Raw genomic sequence first — 19,913 nt, forward strand, 5'->3', positions numbered from 1 at the left:
TGTGGGAAATTGACATCACCCACACGCTTAAAAACCTCATCTTTGAGGTGCTTTATTGATTTCATCAACCAAGAAATGCGCGAGAGAATTTTCCCGAGTATATTTCAGGTTTATGAAAACGCACCTATAAATAACAATCATCAATAAGCACATTAGACTATAGTTATTTTCCATGAAATTTCAGGGTATATTTCTGTATTTTTAACATTCTAAATAAACAATTCATGATGAAACGGCGTTATTCCCGTGATGGGTCCGTTCTTTTCTCAATGGAAGAGGTTGTCATGCAGTTTAAATCCATCCAGCTCAAAATCGCAGTTCTTTCAGGCGTTTGTGTCCTTGCAGCCACTGCCGGTCTGGTGGGATACGGAATCATGGCGGCCGACACGACCCGCACGTATGTTGGCGGGGAGGTCAACCAGTTGACCGAGGCCAAGACCCGCGAAGCTTTGTCGACATTGGCCTCGACGCAAGCCGAGGTTATTCGCGCCTCACTCAATCAGGCTTTTGATACGGCACGCAATCTTGCGCGTAACTTTGAAGTGGTTGTTGGCGACAAGAACAACAGCACCGTGGCAGAGCAGCGGCGCGGCCAGCTCAATGCCATGCTTCTCAATCAGCTCAAGGATAATCCGCCCTTCAATGGCACCTATAGCGCTTGGGAGCCGAATGCTCTGGATGGCAAAGATGTAGACTTCAAGGAACGTCGTGACCTTGGCTCGGACGCAACAGGGCGCTTTCTTCCTTATTGGACCCGTGATGCGGCCGGGAAAATCGCTATACAGCCTTTGGTCGAATATGACAGCAAAGAGCTACATCCAAATGGCGTCATGAAAGGCGGTTGGTACATCGGTCCCAAGGAAGGGCGGGGAGAGAGCATTCTCGACCCTTTGCCCTATATCGTTCAGGGTAAAAACGTTTTCCTGGCGACAATGTCTGTGCCGATCATGATTGATGGCAAGTTTCAGGGCGTGGCTGGTGCAGATTTTGATCTCTCCTTTGTGCAGACCCTGGCAGATCAGGTTCGCCGCTCGATTTATGATGGCAAGGCAGCGGTTAAAATCATCAGCTTTAAAGGCTTGGTGGTCGCAGACAGCGCTCGTCCGGAAACGATTGGCGAAGCCTTTGATAAAAGCGCAGCCGAATCGTCATCGATTTTGCCTCTGATCCAGGCGGGAAAGGCAGATGTCTTATCGGATAAAAACAGCTTTCAGGCGCTGGCACCGATTGTGATCGGGCGCACAAAAACACCGTGGTCGGTGATTGTCTCGGTCCCACGGGATGTGGCGATGGCGCAGGTGAAAGCTTTGGATGCGGCCATGGTTGCCCGTGGCCAACGCGATATTATGCTCCAGGTGGCTGTTGCGCTGCTGGTTGCATTCGGGGGCATTGCGGCCATGTGGTTTGTTGCGCGCAGCATTGCCGGGCCCATTCGCGCCATGACCACAAGCATGGGCGTGCTTGCGAGCGGCAAGACAGACCTGACAATTCCCGGGGAAGGCCGGGTAGATGAAATCGGTGCCATGGCCGGAGCGGTTGTTGTGTTTCGTGATAATGCCGTGGCAAATCTGCGACTGCAACAAGAGGCTGAGGCCAGCCGCCTGACAACCGAAGGCGAGCGCCGCCGCAATGCCGAAGTGGAAAAGACCCGTGCAGAGGCCATGGCACAGGCAACCTCAGGCCTTGCCGATGGTTTGCGCCAACTGTCGCGCGGCGATCTGACCTTTCAGCTGGTTGAACCTTTTGCGGCTGAATTTGAGAGCCTGCGTGCCGACTTTAATGGTGCCATTGTGCAATTGCGCGATGCGATGATGTCTGTCACCGAGGCATCGCAGTCTATCGATGGCGGCTCTTTGGAAATCAGCCGCAGTTCTGATGAGCTGTCAAAGCGCACCGAACAGCAGGCAGCCTCCCTTGAGCAAACGGCAGCGGCGCTGGATCAGATTACCGCCAATGTCTCCAATTCGTCCAAACGCGCCCAGGAAGCGAGAACCGTGGCCATTGAGGCCAATAAAAGTGCAAGCGCGTCCGGTCGCGTGGTGGCGGATGCGGTTGATGCCATGCAACGGATTGAGCAATCCTCGAACCAGATTGCCAATATTATCGGGGTGATTGATGAAATCGCCTTCCAGACAAATCTTCTGGCTTTGAATGCGGGTGTGGAAGCCGCTCGTGCTGGCGATGCCGGCAAGGGCTTTGCTGTGGTGGCACAAGAAGTGCGCGAACTGGCGCAGCGTTCGGCCCAGGCTGCGCGCGAAATCAAGGAGTTAATCCGCAATTCGAGTGGCGAGGTCGAAACGGGTGTAACTCTGGTGCGCAATACGGGTGATGCCTTGAAGACAATTGAGACCTATATTGTCGCGATCAACCAGCATATGGATGCCATTGCCACATCGGCGCGCGAGCAATCGGTGGGCCTGTCGGAAGTCAATACGGCGGTGAACCAGATGGATCAGGTCACTCAGAAAAATGCAGCCATGGTGGAAGAAACCAATGCCGCCAGTGCCGCTTTGGCAGGTGAAGCAACAACGCTGCTTGATCTCGTGCGTCGTTTCAATCTTGTGTCGTCCCCTTATGGGGGCGATGCGGCCGATAAGTCCGGCTATCGAAAGGTGGCTTGATCCGCCAAAGGACTGCACCGTGCCGCGCCTGCATCGCTTTTTTCTCGCCTTGATTTCTTTGCAAGGAAGCATGCTGCCACAGCACGGTGCCATCCTCCCGTTCGGGGGATGGAGCCATACTTTCCTGTTTCATTTTTTGGTCTTTGCGGGCATTGTCCGCCGCAATGAGCTTTGAACCGTCTGACCTGTTTGGACCGCTTGCAAAAGCGGAGCCCGCCACCCGCACAGTACCTGTGCTGGTGCCCATGCCCGCGCCCGGGCCCTATAGCTATGGCGTGCCGGCTGGCATGGCTGTGGTGCCCGGCTCTATCGTGCAGGTGCCGCTGGGGCCGCGCAAAGTGATTGGCGTGGTTTGGGATGGTGAGGAGGCTGGCAAGGTTGAAGCTGCTAAATTGCGGCCCATTGAAAAGCTGTTTGATTGCCCGCCGCTGGATGAAGCCATGCGACGCTTTATCGATTGGGTGGCGGCCTATACCTTATCGCCGCCGGGGCTGGTGGCCCGCATGGCGATGCGTACGCCAGCCGCCTTTGATCCGGAACCGATGATTGAAGGTCTGCGCTTTACGGGTCATGAGCCGGATAAATTAACGCCTGCCCGCCGCAAAGTGCTGGAGCTTTCCAGTGATGGCCTGTCATGGACCAAAAGCGGGCTTGCCCATGCGGCTGGCGTTTCCACCTCGGTGATTGATGGCTTGGCAAAGCAAGGCTTGTTTGAGACGGTGTTCTTGCCGCCGCCGCCTCTGGTGGCCAAGCCGGACCCGGATTATGCACCGCACCGGCTGGCGGGACCGCAGGAAGATGCGGCCGAGGTCATTGTGGACGATGTCAAAGCCGGTGGCTTTTCTGTCTCCCTGATTGATGGCGTGACGGGTTCGGGCAAAACCGAAGTCTATTTCGAAGCCATTGCCGAAACCCTCAAACAGGGCCGTCAGGTGCTCATCCTGCTGCCGGAAATTGCTCTGACCACCGCTTTTCTGGAGCGGTTTCACGACCGGTTCGGGGCAAAGCCCGGCGAATGGCACTCGGATCTTGCCACCAGAACCCGCGAAAAAGTCTGGCGGCAGACTGCCACCGGCGATATTCGCGTCGTGGCCGGGGCGCGGTCTGCACTGTTTTTGCCCTTTGAAGATCTGGGCCTGATTATTGTCGATGAAGAGCACGACCCGGCCTTCAAACAGGAAGACCGGGTGTTTTACAATGCCCGGGATATGGCCGTGGTGCGGGCCCATATTGCCAAAATTCCAGTGGTGCTGGTGTCGGCCACGCCGTCGGTGGAAAGTCAGGTCAACAGCTATTCGGGTCGCTACAAGCGCATCCATCTGCCCACCCGCTTTGCCGATGCGGCCATGCCCGATCTGCACCTGATTGATATGCGCAGGCATCCGCCGGAAAAGGGCGGCTTTCTCTCGCCATTGATGCTGCGCGCCATGGCAAAGACCTTGGAAAAGAAAGAGCAATCTCTGCTGTTTCTCAATCGGCGTGGTTATGCGCCGCTGACCCTTTGCAGGGTTTGTGGCCATCGGTTTCAATGTCCGCAGTGTTCCAGTTGGCTGGTGGAACACCGCTTTCGCGGCCAGATCCAATGCCATCAATGTGGCTATGCCGAGCCGACGCCGCAGGCGTGCCCGGAATGCGGCACGCTGGACCATCTGGTGGCGTGCGGGCCGGGCGTGGAGCGCATTGCCGAAGAGGTGGAAAAGCACTTTCCCGAGGCCCGCACATTGGTGCTCTCCTCCGATATGGGTGGCGTGAAGCGGCTGCGGCTGGAGCTGGAAGCCATTGCCAAGGGCGAGGCCGATATCATCATCGGCACGCAATTGGTGGCCAAGGGCCATAATTTTCCGCTGATGACCCTTGTGGGCATTGTCGATGCCGATATTGGCCTCGCCAATGGTGACCCGCGTGCTGCCGAGCGCACCTTTCAATTGCTGAGCCAGGTGACTGGCCGGGCGGGTCGCACCGGCTTGAAAAGCCACGGCCTGTTGCAGACCTATCAGCCGCAACATCCGGTGATGATGGCGATTGTGTCTGGCGATGCCGGTGCCTTTTACGAGCGCGAAATTACCGAACGGGAGAGAGCGGTTCTGCCACCGTACGGACGGCTGGTGTCGATGATTGTGTCAGCAGACAACCGCATTGATGCCGAAACCCATGCCCGGCAATTGCGCATGGCGGCTCCGGCTGTCACGGGCATTGCGATTTTAGGCCCAGCCGAAGCGCCCTTGGCATTGATCCGCGGTCGTCACCGTTTTCGCCTGCTGATTCATGGTCGAAAGACCAGCGATATGCAGGCTTTTGTGCGGACCATGCTGGAGCGTGGGCCAAAGCCCGTGCGGTCGATTCAGGTTCAGGTGGATGTTGATCCGCAGAGTTTTCTGTAAAACCATTCAGCGCGGCGGCAATCCGCCAAAGTAAAGCATGGTTTTCGATGACATTTTATCCAGCACAGCTTGTTGCTCCGGTGCCGGAAATCGGTGCTGATAGGGTATCAACCAGCCGACCGTGCCGCCTGCAAGGGTGATGTGTTCCTGAGCGATGCCAGCCGCCTTCACAAACGGACTTGGGTCGCTGATGCCACTCAGCGAAAATCGTGCAAGGCGCTTCAGAGCGCCACCATTGTCCTGATAAAGATCAATGCCATTGGCGTCGGCCAGCTCGGCGGTGATCACCAGAGGGGCAACCGCAAAAAGATGATAGTGCAGGGCCTTGGCCCGTCGGCCCATTTCCAGCGGCAGGCTGCCATCCGTGGTAACTTGACGAAGGCCAATGCATGCACTGTCCACACCCCAATCAAACAGATCGCGGCGATTGGCCGCAATGCCTGCGGCAGACACGGCAAGGCCCGCCCAATAGCGATGATTGTTGCGCGCATCCTCGGCCTTGGGACGTTGATCATAATAGCGTCGGTTCTGCATTGCCATTGTGGCGAGCCAGTGAGTGATCAAGCTACGGTTTGCCGGTTCAATCTGCGAATCATTTCTGATTTTCAGCCATGCGATGGAAAAGGCACCTAGCACCCAGCCCTGAACGTAACTGGCCTGATTGCCCTGCATGGTGCCGGTCAAGCTGTTGGCTTTGGCCAAAGTGGCAAGGTCTGCGGCAGCGCAAGCCGCATCGCCAGGATCTCCCTTTTGCTGATAGCGATCTGCCAGCCGGGTAATGATCTTGGCTGTCTCATAGACTGAATTTGTCGCGCTTTTATAGAGCCTTAAACGCTCCTGATCGATGATCGAATGGTTTTTATCGGTATAATAGCCTGACACCGTGAAGGCTTTCGAAAGGGCAGGCAAGGCGGCACATGGGCGGTTGGAAGACATGGTCTGCGCTATGGGTCCATCCCACGGACTTGCCAGCGGTTTGGTCTCATTAGCAGCGCTTGCCTGGCTCGACACGAGCAGGCTGATGCCCCATAAAGCGGAGAATACGGACTTCATGGCTCTCTCCCTTTCGCCCAAGATCTGCGGTGTCGCTTGTTTTATCCGCCACGACTTCATGCCATAACACGGCGAATCATTTCCGGTGATCCGAGGTCGATATGCAGTTCTATTTTCCCACCGAGCTTGGCGAGCAATTGGCTTTTACAGGGGCCAGTCTGGCTGCCCTTCTGGGTTTTGTCATCATGTTTGCGCCGGGGCTGACCATGCGCTTTTTCGGCCTTGTCCAGCGCGAGGATCGCTTTGAAGGAATGGGCCTGCTGCGCTTTCTAGGCGGCATGATGCTGGGCCTTGGGCTTAGCGCCATTCTACTGGCACAGGTCTGGGTCTATATTGCGATTGGGGCAACATTTGGCATCGGCTTTTTTGGCTTGGCCCTGTCCATGCTTCAAGATCATGGTGCAACTTTTCGCAATATACTCTTCATGGTTGTTGTTCTTGCCCTTATCGCCCTGCCTCTTGCGTATGTCTTTGGTCTGTTTTGATGCAATTTATGCCAGTGTCTGCGGGCGCATGCTGATATTTTCGCATTTCAGATCACAAAAACGTCAAAAGCGGGTTGCCCTTGGCGCGTATTCCGTTAATACCCGTGTTGCGAGTCTAGGGATCCTATGCTAGACGAACCGCGAATTTTGGATAACGCAGGTGTTCTGATCTGTGTTTCCGGGGGAAAACTTAAACGATTTCAACCTGGTCTTGCTCGCAATTGTGCGTTTGACCGGGTGGGATCCTAATCAGGGAAATTTGTGCCCGTGGCAGACACATCCCAGCGGATTTCTGGAGTTGCCGAGCGCTACGCCTCGTCTCTTTTTGACCTGGCGCTTGAGGCTGGTTCGGTTGATGCAGTCGCTGCTGATCTCGACCGGTTCAAGGCGATGATCGCAGTGAGTGATGATCTGAAGCGTCTCGTTTCGAGCCCGATCTTCACGTCAGATGAGCAGGCGTCGGCTGTTGAAGCCCTCTGCGCTCAGGCTAAAATCGGCACGCTGGCGGCTAATTTTCTCAAGGTTGTTGCTTCAAATCGCCGGCTGTTTGCCGTGCCGGGCATGATCGCCGCTTTTGGCGAAATTGCTGCACGCCACCGTGGCGAATTGACTGCCGAGGTTATCACTGCTCATGCGCTGTCCTCAGCGCAGGAAACCGAACTGAAGGAGGCGCTGAAGGGCGTCACCGGAAAGACTGTCACGCTCAATGTGACTGTTGATTCTTCTCTCTTGGGTGGTTTGATCGTGAAGGTCGGCTCCCGCCAGATTGATACGTCCCTTCGCACCAAACTTTCCACCCTTAAGCTTGCACTGAAAGAGGTTGGCTGATGGACATCCGCGCCGCGGAAATTTCCGCAATTCTGAAAAATCAAATCAAAAACTTTGGTCAAGACGCTGAAGTTTCCGAAGTCGGTCAGGTGCTTTCCGTCGGTGACGGTATTGCTCGCGTTTACGGTCTGGACAATGTTCAGGCTGGTGAAATGGTCGAGTTTCCCGGTGGTATCCGGGGCATGGCGCTGAACCTCGAATCCGACAATGTCGGTGTGGTTATCTTCGGCTCCGACCGCGACATCAAAGAAGGCGACACCGTCAAGCGGACCGGCGCTATCGTTGAAGTTCCTGTTGGTCCTGAATTGCTGGGTCGCGTTGTTGACGCGCTTGGTAATCCAATCGACGGCAAGGGCCCGATCAATGCAGCGCAGCGTTCGCGCGTTGACGTTAAGGCTCCTGGCATTATTCCACGCAAGGGCGTTCACGAGCCTATGTCGACCGGCCTCAAGGCCATTGACGCACTGATCCCTGTTGGCCGTGGCCAGCGCGAATTGGTGATTGGTGACCGTCAGACCGGTAAAACCGCCATCATTCTCGACACCTTCCTCAATCAGAAGCCTGCTCATGATGCTGGCGCTGATAACGACAAGCTGTTCTGCGTTTACGTGGCTATCGGCCAGAAGCGCTCGACTGTTGCTCAGTTCGTGAAGGTTCTGGAAGAGCGCGGCGCTCTGAAATACTCCATCATCATCGCAGCTACCGCTTCCGATCCAGCTCCTATGCAGTATCTGGCTCCGTTCGCTGGCTGCACGATGGGCGAATACTTCCGCGACAAGGGCCAGCATGCTCTGATCGCGTATGACGACTTGTCCAAGCAGGCTGTTGCTTACCGTCAGATGTCGCTGTTGCTGCGTCGTCCTCCGGGCCGCGAAGCTTATCCTGGTGACGTTTTCTATCTGCATTCGCGTCTTCTCGAGCGCGCTGCCAAGCTCTCTGATGAGCGTGGTGCCGGTTCTTTGACCGCTCTGCCTGTTATCGAAACCCAGGGCAATGACGTTTCGGCCTTCATTCCAACCAACGTGATCTCGATCACCGACGGTCAGATATTCCTCGAAACCGACCTGTTCTATCAGGGCATTCGTCCTGCTGTGAACGTTGGTCTGTCGGTATCGCGCGTTGGTTCTGCCGCTCAGATCAAGGCCATGAAGCAGGTTGCTGGTTCGATCAAGGGTGAGCTTGCCCAGTATCGCGAAATGGCCGCCTTTGCTCAGTTCGGTTCCGACCTTGATGCCGCCACCCAGCGCTTGCTGAACCGTGGTGCACGCTTGACGGAACTTCTGAAGCAGCCACAGTTCTCGCCTTTGAAGACCGAAGAGCAGGTTGCTGTGATCTTCGCAGGTGTGAATGGTTATCTCGACAAGCTGGCTGTCAGCGATGTGGGTAAATTCGAGCAGGGTCTGTTGTCCAATCTGCGGGCAGAAGGCACCATTCTCGAAGCGATCCGCAATGAAAAGGCGATCAGCGACGACATCAAGGGCAAGTTGAAAGCTGCACTGGATAGCTTCGTCAAGTCTTTTGCCTAATCGGACTCGAGCCAAGGACGGATTAACGGATGCCTTCACTTAAGGATCTGAAAAACCGGATCGCCTCCGTTAAGGCGACGCAGAAAATCACCAAAGCGATGAAAATGGTCGCCGCGGCGAAGCTGCGTCGTGCCCAGGAGGCGGCAGAGGCCGCACGGCCTTATTCGGAGCGGATGGGGGTTGTTCTCGCCAATATCGCGCAAGCGGTTGGCAGCGATGGCGACGCACCGAAGCTGATGACGGGCACTGGCAAGGACGACGTGCATCTGCTCGTCGTCTGCACGGCTGAGCGCGGTCTTTGCGGTGGTTTCAATTCGCAGATCGCTCGTTTTGCCCGTGACCACGCACGCAGCCTGCTTGCCAAGGGCAAGACGGTTAAAATTTACTGCGTTGGCAAAAAGGGTTTCGACAGCCTGCGTCGTGAATTCGGATCGCTGATTGTCGAGCGGACAGAACTGCGTGATGTCAAGCGCGTTGGCTTTGAAAATGCTGACGTGATTGGTCGCAAGGTTATCGCGATGTTCGACAAGGGTGAGTTCGACGTGTGCACGTTGTTCTACTCTGAATTCAAATCGGTCATCAGCCAGATTCCAACGGCTCAGCAGCTTATTCCAGCTTCGGCTGGCGATACATCTGCCAGCGCTGAAGGGTCTTCGGTGTATGAATACGAGCCTGATGCCGGTGCGATCCTGACGGATCTCATTCCGCGCAACATTTCGGTCCAGATTTTCCGCGCTCTCCTTGAGAATGTTGCGGGCGAAATGGGTGCCAAGATGAGCGCCATGGATAATGCGACGCGCAACGCCGGTGACATGATCAACAAATTGACGCTGAGCTATAACCGCCAGCGTCAGGCGAAGATCACCACCGAACTCATCGAAATCATTGCGGGCGCAGAAGCGCTCTGAGCTTGAAGAAAAAGAGGGTATGAATATGGCTAGGGCAGCGACCCAGACATCTCCCGCAGCTGGCAAGGTGACGCAGGTCATCGGCGCTGTCGTCGACGTGAAGTTCGATGGCGTTTTGCCTCCGATCTTGAATGCGCTGGAAACAGACAACGGCGGCAACCGCCTGGTGCTTGAAGTTGCTCAGCATCTCGGCGAGAACGTTGTGCGCACCATTGCTATGGACTCGACCGAAGGTCTGGTTCGTGGTCAGTCGGTTTCCGATACAGGCGCTCCAATTTCCGTACCAGTCGGCGATGAAACGCTCGGCCGTATCTTGAACGTGATCGGTGAGCCCGTTGACGAGCTTGGCCCGGTTGGCACAGACGCCCGTCGCGCCATCCACCAGCCAGCTCCGGAATATGTTGAGCAGTCAACAGAATCCGAAATTCTGGTTACCGGCATCAAGGTTGTTGACCTTCTGGCTCCTTACGCCAAGGGCGGTAAGATCGGCCTGTTCGGCGGTGCCGGCGTTGGCAAGACCGTTCTGATCATGGAATTGATCAACAACGTTGCTAAGGCTCACGGTGGTTATTCGGTGTTTGCGGGCGTGGGTGAACGTACCCGCGAAGGTAACGACCTTTACCACGAAATGATCGAATCCAAGGTAAACGTTGACCCGCATGAAAACGGTGGTTCTGCTGCCGGCTCCAAGTGCGCGCTCGTTTACGGCCAGATGAACGAGCCTCCAGGTGCGCGTGCTCGCGTTGCCTTGACCGGTCTGACCATCGCTGAAGACTTCCGCGATAAGGGTCAGGACGTTCTGTTCTTCGTGGACAACATCTTCCGCTTCACGCAGGCTGGTTCTGAAGTGTCGGCTCTTCTGGGTCGTATTCCTTCGGCCGTTGGTTATCAGCCAACGCTGGCAACCGACATGGGTGCTCTTCAGGAACGCATCACCACCACGAACAAGGGTTCTATTACCTCTGTTCAGGCGATTTACGTTCCCGCCGACGACTTGACCGACCCGGCTCCTGCAACATCGTTTGCCCACTTGGATGCAACGACGGTTCTGTCGCGTTCGATCGCTGAAAAGGGTATTTACCCGGCTGTTGACCCGCTCGATTCCACATCGCGTATGCTTGACCCCATGATTGTGGGTGAAGAGCATTACGACGTGGCTCGTAAGGTGCAGTCGACCTTGCAGCGCTACAAGTCGCTTCAGGACATCATCGCCATCCTCGGGATGGACGAACTGTCGGAAGAAGACAAGGTGACTGTTGCACGCGCTCGTAAGATCGAACGCTTCTTGTCGCAGCCTTTCCACGTTGCTGAAATCTTCACCGGTTCGCCGGGCAAGCTGGTTTCGCTGGAAGACACGATAAAGGGCTTCAAGGGCTTGGTAAACGGCGAGTACGACCACTTGCCAGAAGCTGCCTTCTACATGGTTGGTTCGATGGACGAAGCCATCGAAAAGGCCAAGAAACTGGCTGCCGCCTGATCCATGGATCAAAGGGAACACGGCGCTCGTCGTGTTCCCGTTCTCCGTTCTAGACTGTGTCAGGTTCAGTTGGCCTGAGAAACGCTAGATTGTTTTGTTTGAGTTTGTCTTTTCGGGAAAACCGGCGTCCACTTTTCCCTGACAAGCTCTGAAAAAAAGTGAAGTGTCATGGCCGACAATTTCAATTTTGAACTCGTTTCGCCCGAGCGCTTGCTGATCTCGGAATTGGTGAGCGAGGTTGTCATTCCGGCGACCGAAGGCGAAATGACCGTTATGGCGCGTCATGCACCGACCATGACGACAATTAAGCCGGGTGTTGTCAGCGTTAAGCGCGCCTCGGGCGACGTGGTAAAGTATGTGGTGTTCGGCGGCTTTGCCGATGTGACGCCTGAAGGCTGCACCCTGTTGGCTGAAAGCGCTGTGCAACTGTCTGAGTTGAACCGCGAAACCCTTGCCAAGCGCATCGAAGCCGCCAAAGCAGAACTTGACGACGCAGAGCATCACGAGCACAGAACAAAGCTGGAGCAGTTTTTGTCTGAGTTGACCCACCTTGGTGGCACGTTGATTCCTGCTTGATCCTTGTTTGAATGGATTGATTGAAAGCGGCCCTTCAAGGCCGCTTTTTTTGTGTTTCACAGCCATTCTGTCACGCCTCGATCGTCCTTAAAGCCACATGGTTTTGAGGCAAAAATTACGTGGCAGATACAAACCATCGCGATGCTTCAAGGGAAACCGGGAGCCGATATTGGCATTCAGCCTAGGGCTTGCGCATGTCCAACAGTCATGCGCGAATTCGCCACCAAAATTGGCGCGAATGGGTGGATTGACAGCATTGCATTGTGTGGTCAATCTCCAGACATAATCTGGTTGTTAAAGCAGGGGATGCCCCATCTGGCTGTTTTGGTCGGGGGTCATATTTATTTTGGTTTGAGCAGCGATAATGCGCAGAGGTGGGGTGACACACCTTGGAATGAAGCCGCGCGCGCGCCATAAGACGCCGGGCTTTTTGCCCATTGTGCATTGGTGTGGCCGGGGGCAATGGCTTGGCCGGTGTGTTCATGGCATCTGCGGCTCCAGCGCGCTTTATAGGTGCGTTTTCGGTTTGGAGCCGTTCCGATTGAGGGAATGATGCTGGAATGGTGGGATTTGGGGGAACTGTTTTGAAAATCGGTATCGTCGGAGTGGGAATGGTCGGCAGTTCCGCAGCCTATGCTATGGCGCTGCAGGGAATTGCCCAGGAACTCGTTCTTGTCGATTACAACAAGGAACTGGCCGCTGCGCAGGCGGAGGATATTTCCCACGCGGTGCCATTTGTGTCGACCACTGTGGTGCGCGCTGGGGATTATGCGGACCTGGCCGGGGCCGGGGTGGTGATTATTGCCGCAGGTGTTAGCCAAAAGCCCGGAGAAAGCAGGCTGGATTTGCTTTCGCGCAATGCAGAGGTGTTTCGGATCGTGGTATCCCGGATCCTCGATGTGGCACCCGATGTCATTTTATTGATCGCGTCAAACCCGGTGGATATCATGACAGACATCGCGACACGGATCTCCGGCCTGCCGCCATCACGGGTGATTGGATCAGGCACTATTTTGGATACGGCGCGTTTTCGAAGCCTTCTTGCGCGCCATTTGGCAATTTCGCCGCAATCGGTGCACGGCTATGTGTTGGGTGAACATGGGGATAGTGAGGTCTTGGCATGGTCCTGTGCCTGCGTTGGTTCGGTTCCACTGATGTCGTTTGCCAAGCAGATTGGCAAGCCCTTGACGGATGCCGTGCGGGCGGAGATTGACGATGGCGTGCGCCGGGCGGCGGCGCGCATCATCGGCGGCAAGGGATCGACCTATTATGGCATTGGTGCCGGACTGGCGCGGATTGCCAAGGCGATTGCCCGCGACCAGCGCGATATTCTCTCTGTCTCCAGCGTCACAGAGGATATTGCCGGGGTCAGTAAGGTTGCGGCCTCGGTGCCTCGGGTTATCGGAGCGGGAGGCATCATGATGGATTTGATCCCGGAGTTGAATGTCGAGGAAAGTGCCTCACTCCATCACAGTGCAGCCATGCTTAAAGCGCTCGCGGCTTCGGTGCCGCTTTGAGGATTGTCTATGCCAATCCTCATTTCAAGGATATCTTCTCTCAATGGCGATCGTTGCTAAATTGAACAGTTGGAACAGATGATTTCTTCTTTGATCGACCCTGAAAACGCGCCACTGCCCTTGGCAGATTTCATGCAGCAGGCAACCGATGCGGTTGCTTTGCTCAAAGCCCTTTCGCATGAAAACAGGTTGCTGATTTTATGCATCCTGTGCAAGGGCGAAAAAACCGTTGGTGAGCTTGAGGAGATGCTGCATCTCCAGCAAGCAATTGTGTCGCAGCAACTGGCCCGGTTAAGGGCGGATGGTCTGGTGTCGAGCCGGCGCGAGGGCCGTCAGATCTATTATTCTATCGCCAATCCCTTGGTGCAAGATGTCGTTGCTCTGCTCTATCGCATGTATTGTGCGCCCAAAGTTGCGCAAATAACGCCTTGATGGTCCGTGCGTGCAGCGAAAGGCAGAGGCGGTTGCCGCGTAAGTGCTATAAGCAAGGCTTATTGAACGGGACCGGTGAGGACCATGATCGACAAGCTGGAATTTTTTATAGCCCTGGCCCAGGCCGAGCATTTTGGCCGGGCCGCTGAAGAATGCGGAATTTCTCAACCCACCTTGTCCGCGGCCATTCGCCAGCTTGAAGATCAATTGGGTGTCATGCTGGTGCAGCGCGCCTCACGCTATCAAGGCCTGACACCCGAAGGGCAGCGGGTGCTGGAATGGGCGCGGCGCATTGTGGGCGATACCCGCACGATGCGCGATGAAATGCGGGCGGCGCGCAAAGGTCTGGCCGGACACATCAGAATCGCGGTTATTCCCACCGCGCTTGCCATGGTGCAGAAGATTACGGAGCCTTTTCAGGCCCGCCATCCCGCTGTGACCTTTCAGATTTTATCGCGCAATTCGTTGCAGGTGCTGAGCCTGTTGGAAAATCTCGAGATTGATGCGGGCATTACCTATCTGGATAACGAACCGCTGGGCCGCGTTACGTCCGTGCCGCTCTATGAAGAGCGCTACCATTTGATTGCCGCAACGGGTACGCCGTTGGCAGATCGGGAGTCTGTCACGTGGCGCGAGGTATCGAATTTGCGGCTCTGTCTTTTAACCCCGGATATGCAGAACCGCCGCATTATCAATCAACATTTGTCTGAAGCCGGGGTTGTCTCAAAGCCAACGTTGGAATCCAATTCCATGATTGTGCTTTTTTCCCACATTCGCACGGGTCAATGGGCATCCATCATGCCGCGCAATGTGGCTCAATCCTTTGGTTTTCCTGAAGAAATTCGAATGGTGCCGATTACGGAGCCGCATACGCAGCATCTGGTTGGCCTGGTTGCTACCCACCGGGAACCCTATACACCGCTGGTGTCGGCCCTTTTGCACCTGGCCAGCAATCTCGCAAACGCGAATGCCTTTTGATAGTTTTTTTCTATCGCGTAACGAGAGAGCCTTATTGACCCGATGATAGGGCACCGTGCATGCTAAGAATCTATCTCAATACTATGCTTTTTCCGCTTTGAAGCGTCATGTTGATCGGGATGAGGTGATTGTTTTCTCTCTCCTATCTCAGACGATAGAAGAGTGTGATCGGGAGGATCCGATATGAATATTCACGTGGTTGCCGAACAGGAGGCAGCTCGAATTTCGCATATCATTGCGGAGCATCAGGGCGATGAAGGCCCGCTTTTGCCGATTCTTCATGATATTCAAGCCGAGTTTGGTTATGTGCCGGAAAGCGCCAAGCAGATTATTGCCAAGGCGCTGAACCTCTCGCGTGCCGAGGTGCATGGGGTTGTGACCTTCTATCATGATTTTCGCGATCATCCCTCCGGTCGGCATGTGCTGAAACTCTGTCGGGCCGAGGCTTGCCAATCCATGGGATGCGAGCCTCTTGCCGATAAAATCAAAGCCAAACTGGGGATTGATTGGCATGAGACCACAGCCGATGGCGCGGTGACGCTTGAGCCGGTTTTCTGTCTTGGTCTGTGTGCGTCTGCGCCCGCCGCCATGCTGGATGATGCGCTTTATGGACGCCTGAATGAAGACTGTCTGAACGACATTGTTGCGGAGGTTGGCCGATGAGTGTGACGGTTTTCGTTCCTCGTGATGCGGCAGCCCTTGCTGTGGGTGCCGATAAGGTGGCAGCCAGCATTGAGCATGAGGCCAACGCGCGCAATCTTGATGTCACCATTGTGCGCAATGGCACGCGCGGCCTGTTGTGGCTGGAAGTGCTGGTTGAAGTGCGCACCGAGCATGGCAGGGTTGCCTATGGGCCGGTGAAGCCTTCCGATGTGGCTGGCCTGTTTGATGCCGGTTTTCTGAGCGGGGCAGATCATCCGCTCTGTCATGGACTGACCAAAGAAATCCCTTATCTCAAAAACCAGACCCGGCTGACCTTTGCCCGCTGTGGTATCACAGATCCGCTGTCATTAGACGATTACAAACATTATCAAGGTTTGACCGGGCTTACCAAAGCCATTGCCATGTCCTCTGCTGATATTGTCAAGCAGGTGACCGATAGCGGCTTGCGCGGGCGCGGCGGTGCAGGTTTTCCAACCGGCGTGAAATGGAAAACGGTGGCGGATGCCAAAGCCGATCAGAAATACATTGTCTGCAACGCCGATGAGGGCGATAGCGGCACTTTTGCTGACCGCATGATCATGGAAGGTGACCCCTTTGTGCTGATTGAGGGCATGGCCATTGCGGCCATCGCAGTCGGTGCCAGCAAGGGCTATATCTATACTCGCTCGGAATATCCGCATGCCATTGCTGTGATGCAGGACGCCATCAAGATTGCGCGGCGTGAAGGCATTTTGGGTGCTTCAGTGATGGGTTCGGCTTACGCATTTGATATGGAAGTGCGTGCAGGGGCTGGCGCTTATGTGTGCGGTGAAGAAACCTCGCTGCTCAACAGCCTTGAAGGCAAACGCGGCGTGGTGCGCGCCAAACCGCCGCTTCCGGCGCTGGAAGGCCTGTTTGGCAAGCCCACCGTGGTCAACAATGTAATGTCGCTGGCATCGGTTCCGGTGATCATGGATCGGGGTGCGCAGTTCTATCGTGATTTCGGCGTTGGCCGCTCGCATGGCACCATTCCAATTCAGCTGGCGGGCAATCTCAAGCACGGTGGGCTGTATGAGACGGCTTTCGGCCTGACCTTGGGTGCGTTGATCCATGACATCGGCGGCGGCACCATTTCCGGCCGTCCGGTCAAGGCCGTTCAGGTGGGCGGACCATTGGGAGCCTATTTCCCGCCATCGCTGTTTGACACGGTGTTTGATTATGAGGCCTTCACGGCCGCTGGCGGCTTGATTGGCCATGCCGGTGTGGTGGTGTTTGACGATAGCGTCGATATGCTGAAACAGGCCCGGTTTGCCATGGAGTTCTGCGCTGTGGAAAGCTGTGGCAAATGCACCCCCTGTCGCATCGGTTCCACCCGTGGGGTGGAAACGGTGGATCGCATTGCGCAAGGTGTTGAGCCAGAGAAAAACAAGGCTCTGCTGGAAGACCTGTGCAACACCATGAAATTTGGTTCGCTGTGCGCGCTGGGCGGCTTCACGCCCTATCCGGTGATGAGTGCCATGACGCATTTCCCGGATGATTTTGCGCCCACCACCCCCCTTGTTGAAGCTGCGGAGTAAGGCTCATGTCGCTGATCCACGAAATTGACTATGGTACACCCGCTTCCACATCCACGGATATGGTCACGCTGACCATTGATGGCCGTGAAGTTACGGTGCCTGCTGGCACATCCATCATGCGGGCTTCCATGGAGGCGGGCATTCAGGTGCCAAAGCTGTGCGCCACCGATATGGTTGATGCCTTTGGCTCCTGCCGGCTCTGTCTGGTGGAGGTCGAGGGTCGCAATGGCACTCCGGCCTCCTGCACCACGCCCTGCGCGCCCGGCCTTGTGGTGCATACCCAGACGGAACGCCTCAAGCAGATCCGCAAAGGCGTGATGGAGCTTTATATCTCCGACCATCCGCTCGACTGTCTGACCTGTGCTGCCAATGGTGATTGTGAATTGCAGGACATGGCAGGGGCTGTCGGCCTGCGTGATGTGCGCTATGGCTATGAAGGCGACAATCATGTCAAGGCGCGGGTAAGCGATGGCCTGAACGCCCGTTATATGCCGAAGGACGAGAGCAATCCTTACTTCACCTATGATCCGTCGAAATGCATTGTCTGTTCGCGCTGCGTGCGGGCATGCGAGGAAGTGCAGGGCACGTTCGCGCTGACCATTGAAGGCCGTGGCTTTGATAGCCGCGTCTCGCCCGGTGCGCATGAGGCCTTTCTGGAATCGGAATGCGTTTCCTGCGGTGCTTGCGTGCAGGCCTGTCCGACCGCGACATTGACCGAAAAATCGGTGATTGCCATTGGCCAACCGGAGCATTCGGCTGTCACCACCTGCGCCTATTGCGGCGTCGGCTGCTCGTTTAAGGCCGAAATGCGCGGTGAAGAGCTGGTGCGCATGGTGCCGTGGAAAGACGGCAAGGCCAATCGTGGTCATTCCTGCGTTAAGGGTCGGTTCGCCTATGGTTACGCAAGCCACAAGGATCGTATTCTCAACCCGATGATCCGCGAAAACATCAGCGATCCATGGCGGGAAGTGAGCTGGGACGAAGCGTTTGCCTATGTGGCTTCCGAGTTCAAGCGGCTGCAATATCAATATGGCCGCGATTCCATTGGCGGCATTACCTCATCCCGCTGCACCAATGAAGAGACATTCCTGGTGCAAAAGCTGATCCGTGCCGGCTTTGGCAATAACAATGTTGATACCTGCGCGCGTGTTTGCCACTCACCAACCGGCTATGGTCTGGGCCAGGCCTTTGGTACGTCGGCGGGCACACAGGACTTTGACAGTGTTGAGCATTCTGATGTGGTGCTGGTGATTGGGGCCAACCCCACCGACGGCCATCCCGTGTTTGGCTCGCGGCTGAAGAAGCGGCTGCGCAAAGGGGCCAAGCTGATCGTGATTGATCCGCGCCGGATTGATCTGGTCAAGACGCCGCATGTGGAAGCCTCTTTCCACCTGCCGCTCAAGCCCGGCGCCAATGTGGCGGTGCTGACAGCCATTGCCCATGTGATTGTCACCGAAGGCTTGGCCAATGAGGCGTTTATTCGTGAGCGTTGCGACTGGTCCGAGTTTGAGGATTGGGCATCGTTTGTGGCCGATCCGCAGCATAGCCCGGAAGACACCGAAAAATTCACCGGCGTTCCGGCAGCCGATTTGCGCGGCGCGGCCCGGCTTTATGCCACCGGCGGCAATGGCGCGATCTATTATGGTCTGGGCGTGACCGAACACAGCCAAGGCTCAACCACCGTGATGGCGATTGCCAATCTGGCCATGGTCACCGGCAATATTGGCCGTCCCGGCGTGGGCGTGAACCCGCTGCGCGGCCAAAACAATGTGCAAGGCTCGTGTGACATGGGCTCCTTCCCGCACGAATTACCAGGCTATCGCCACATCTCCGACGATGCCACCCGCGATATGTTTGAAAAACTCTGGGGTGTCACCCTCAACAATGAGCCGGGTCTTCGCATTCCTAATATGCTGGATGCGGCGGTGGAAGGCACATTCAAGGGCCTTTACATTCAGGGTGAGGATATTCTTCAGTCTGATCCTGACACCAAGCATGTGTCGGCGGGCCTTGCTGCGATGGAATGCGTGGTGGTCCACGATCTCTTCCTCAATGAAACCGCCAATTACGCTCATGTGTTCTTGCCGGGTTCCACATTTCTGGAAAAGGATGGCACATTTACCAATGCCGAGCGCCGCATCAACCGCGTGCGCAAGGTGATGACACCAAAGAATGGTTATGCGGACTGGGAAGTGACCCAGAAAATGGCGCAGGCCATGGGCTTGGCGTGGAATTACACCCACCCCTCGCAGATCATGGATGAAATTGCCGCCACCACACCAAGTTTTTCCGGGGTGTCTTATGACTACCTTGAACAAAATGGTTCGGTGCAGTGGCCTTGCAATGAGGCGCATCCGAACGGCTCGCCGATCATGCACACCGATGGTTTCGTGCGTGGCAAGGGTAAGTTTATCCGTACCGAATATGTGGCAACCGATGAGCGCACCGGCCCACGTTTCCCGCTGCTTTTGACCACGGGGCGCATCCTCAGCCAGTATAATGTGGGTGCACAGACGCGCCGCACGGAAAACACTGTCTGGCACGCCGAAGACTTGCTGGAAATGCATCCCCATGATGCCGAGCAGCGCGGAATCAAACAGGGCGACTGGATCAAGCTGGCCAGCCGCTCGGGCGATACCACGCTGCGGGTGTTGATTACGGATCGGGTTGCTCCGGGCGTGGTCTATACCACCTTCCACCACCCGGATACGCAGGCCAATGTGATCACCACGGACTTTTCCGACTGGGCCACCAATTGCCCGGAATATAAGGTGACGGCGGTGCAGGTTTCGCCATCCAATGGTCCAACCGAATGGCAGAAGGACTATGAAGAGTTGTCGCTCAAGTCCCGCCGCATTGCGGGCAAGATGGAAGCGGCAGAGTGATGGCACGGCAAAGAGACGGGAGGTGCC

15 protein-coding genes are annotated in these 19,913 nt (G+C 55.9%); 14 read left to right on the forward strand and 1 reads right to left on the reverse strand.

Annotated features, from left to right (window positions below):
* Positions 1-284: 284 nt before the first annotated feature.
* On the forward strand, positions 285-2,621 hold the full coding sequence (locus tag BJF95_RS21380; protein ID WP_075641497.1) for a methyl-accepting chemotaxis protein: 2,337 nt from the start codon (positions 285-287) through the stop codon (positions 2,619-2,621).
* Between the two features lie 164 nt (positions 2,622-2,785).
* Positions 2,786-5,002 (forward strand): primosomal protein N', encoded by a 2,217-nt coding sequence (locus tag BJF95_RS21385; RefSeq protein ID WP_075641498.1) that lies wholly within the window; start codon positions 2,786-2,788, stop codon positions 5,000-5,002.
* Between the two features lie 6 nt (positions 5,003-5,008).
* On the opposite strand, the gene BJF95_RS21390 is transcribed toward BJF95_RS21385, so the two are convergent.
* Positions 5,009-6,055, reverse strand: a complete 1,047-nt coding sequence (locus tag BJF95_RS21390; protein ID WP_075641499.1) for an alginate lyase family protein — start codon at positions 6,053-6,055, stop codon at positions 5,009-5,011.
* Between the two features lie 101 nt (positions 6,056-6,156).
* On the opposite strand from BJF95_RS21390, the gene BJF95_RS21395 reads away from it, so the two are divergent.
* From BJF95_RS21395 to fdhF, 12 genes are all read left to right on the forward strand, one after another.
* On the forward strand, positions 6,157-6,540 hold the full coding sequence (locus BJF95_RS21395; RefSeq protein ID WP_075641500.1) for an AGROH133_08824 family phage infection protein: 384 nt from the start codon (positions 6,157-6,159) through the stop codon (positions 6,538-6,540).
* A gap of 261 nt (positions 6,541-6,801) precedes the next feature.
* Positions 6,802-7,368: a F0F1 ATP synthase subunit delta gene (locus BJF95_RS21400; RefSeq protein WP_075641501.1), complete on the forward strand. Its 567-nt coding sequence runs from the start codon at positions 6,802-6,804 to the stop codon at positions 7,366-7,368.
* Positions 7,368-8,894 carry a F0F1 ATP synthase subunit alpha gene (gene atpA / locus BJF95_RS21405; RefSeq protein ID WP_075641502.1) on the forward strand — a complete coding sequence of 509 codons (1,527 nt, stop codon included), beginning with the start codon at positions 7,368-7,370 and terminating at the stop codon, positions 8,892-8,894. Before BJF95_RS21400 ends, atpA begins: the two co-directional genes overlap by 1 nt.
* 29 nt (positions 8,895-8,923) lie before the next feature.
* Positions 8,924-9,802: a F0F1 ATP synthase subunit gamma gene (locus BJF95_RS21410; protein WP_075641503.1), complete on the forward strand. Its 879-nt coding sequence runs from the start codon at positions 8,924-8,926 to the stop codon at positions 9,800-9,802.
* A gap of 25 nt (positions 9,803-9,827) precedes the next feature.
* The gene (gene atpD, locus BJF95_RS21415; RefSeq protein ID WP_075641636.1) at positions 9,828-11,279 is read left to right on the forward strand and encodes a F0F1 ATP synthase subunit beta; all 1,452 of its coding nucleotides are present in this window, start codon (positions 9,828-9,830) and stop codon (positions 11,277-11,279) included.
* 168 nt (positions 11,280-11,447) lie between these two features.
* A complete protein-coding gene (locus tag BJF95_RS21420) occupies positions 11,448-11,855 on the forward strand; it encodes a F0F1 ATP synthase subunit epsilon (RefSeq protein WP_075641504.1) in 408 nt (135 codons plus the stop codon).
* Positions 11,856-12,415: 560 nt separating this feature from the next.
* Entirely contained in the window at positions 12,416-13,372 is a 957-nt protein-coding gene (locus tag BJF95_RS21430) for an L-lactate dehydrogenase (protein WP_342587953.1), read from the forward strand.
* 78 nt (positions 13,373-13,450) lie between these two features.
* Positions 13,451-13,804 carry an ArsR/SmtB family transcription factor gene (locus BJF95_RS21435; RefSeq protein WP_075641506.1) on the forward strand — a complete coding sequence of 118 codons (354 nt, stop codon included), beginning with the start codon at positions 13,451-13,453 and terminating at the stop codon, positions 13,802-13,804.
* A gap of 84 nt (positions 13,805-13,888) precedes the next feature.
* Entirely contained in the window at positions 13,889-14,782 is an 894-nt protein-coding gene (locus tag BJF95_RS21440) for a LysR family transcriptional regulator (protein ID WP_075641507.1), read from the forward strand.
* Positions 14,783-14,965: 183 nt separating this feature from the next.
* Positions 14,966-15,445: a formate dehydrogenase subunit gamma gene (locus BJF95_RS21445; RefSeq protein ID WP_075641508.1), complete on the forward strand. Its 480-nt coding sequence runs from the start codon at positions 14,966-14,968 to the stop codon at positions 15,443-15,445.
* Positions 15,442-17,001 carry a formate dehydrogenase beta subunit gene (locus BJF95_RS21450; RefSeq protein WP_075641509.1) on the forward strand — a complete coding sequence of 520 codons (1,560 nt, stop codon included), beginning with the start codon at positions 15,442-15,444 and terminating at the stop codon, positions 16,999-17,001. The genes BJF95_RS21445 and BJF95_RS21450 overlap by 4 nt, the downstream gene beginning before the upstream one ends.
* Before the next feature lie 5 nt (positions 17,002-17,006).
* Positions 17,007-19,886 carry a formate dehydrogenase subunit alpha gene (fdhF, locus tag BJF95_RS21455; RefSeq protein WP_075641510.1) on the forward strand — a complete coding sequence of 960 codons (2,880 nt, stop codon included), beginning with the start codon at positions 17,007-17,009 and terminating at the stop codon, positions 19,884-19,886.
* The last annotated feature ends 27 nt before the right edge of the window (positions 19,887-19,913 follow it).

The sequence above is a fragment of the Rhizobium oryziradicis genome (assembly GCF_001939045.1).
In the GTDB taxonomy this organism is placed as follows: Bacteria; Pseudomonadota; Alphaproteobacteria; order Rhizobiales; family Rhizobiaceae; genus Allorhizobium; species Allorhizobium oryziradicis.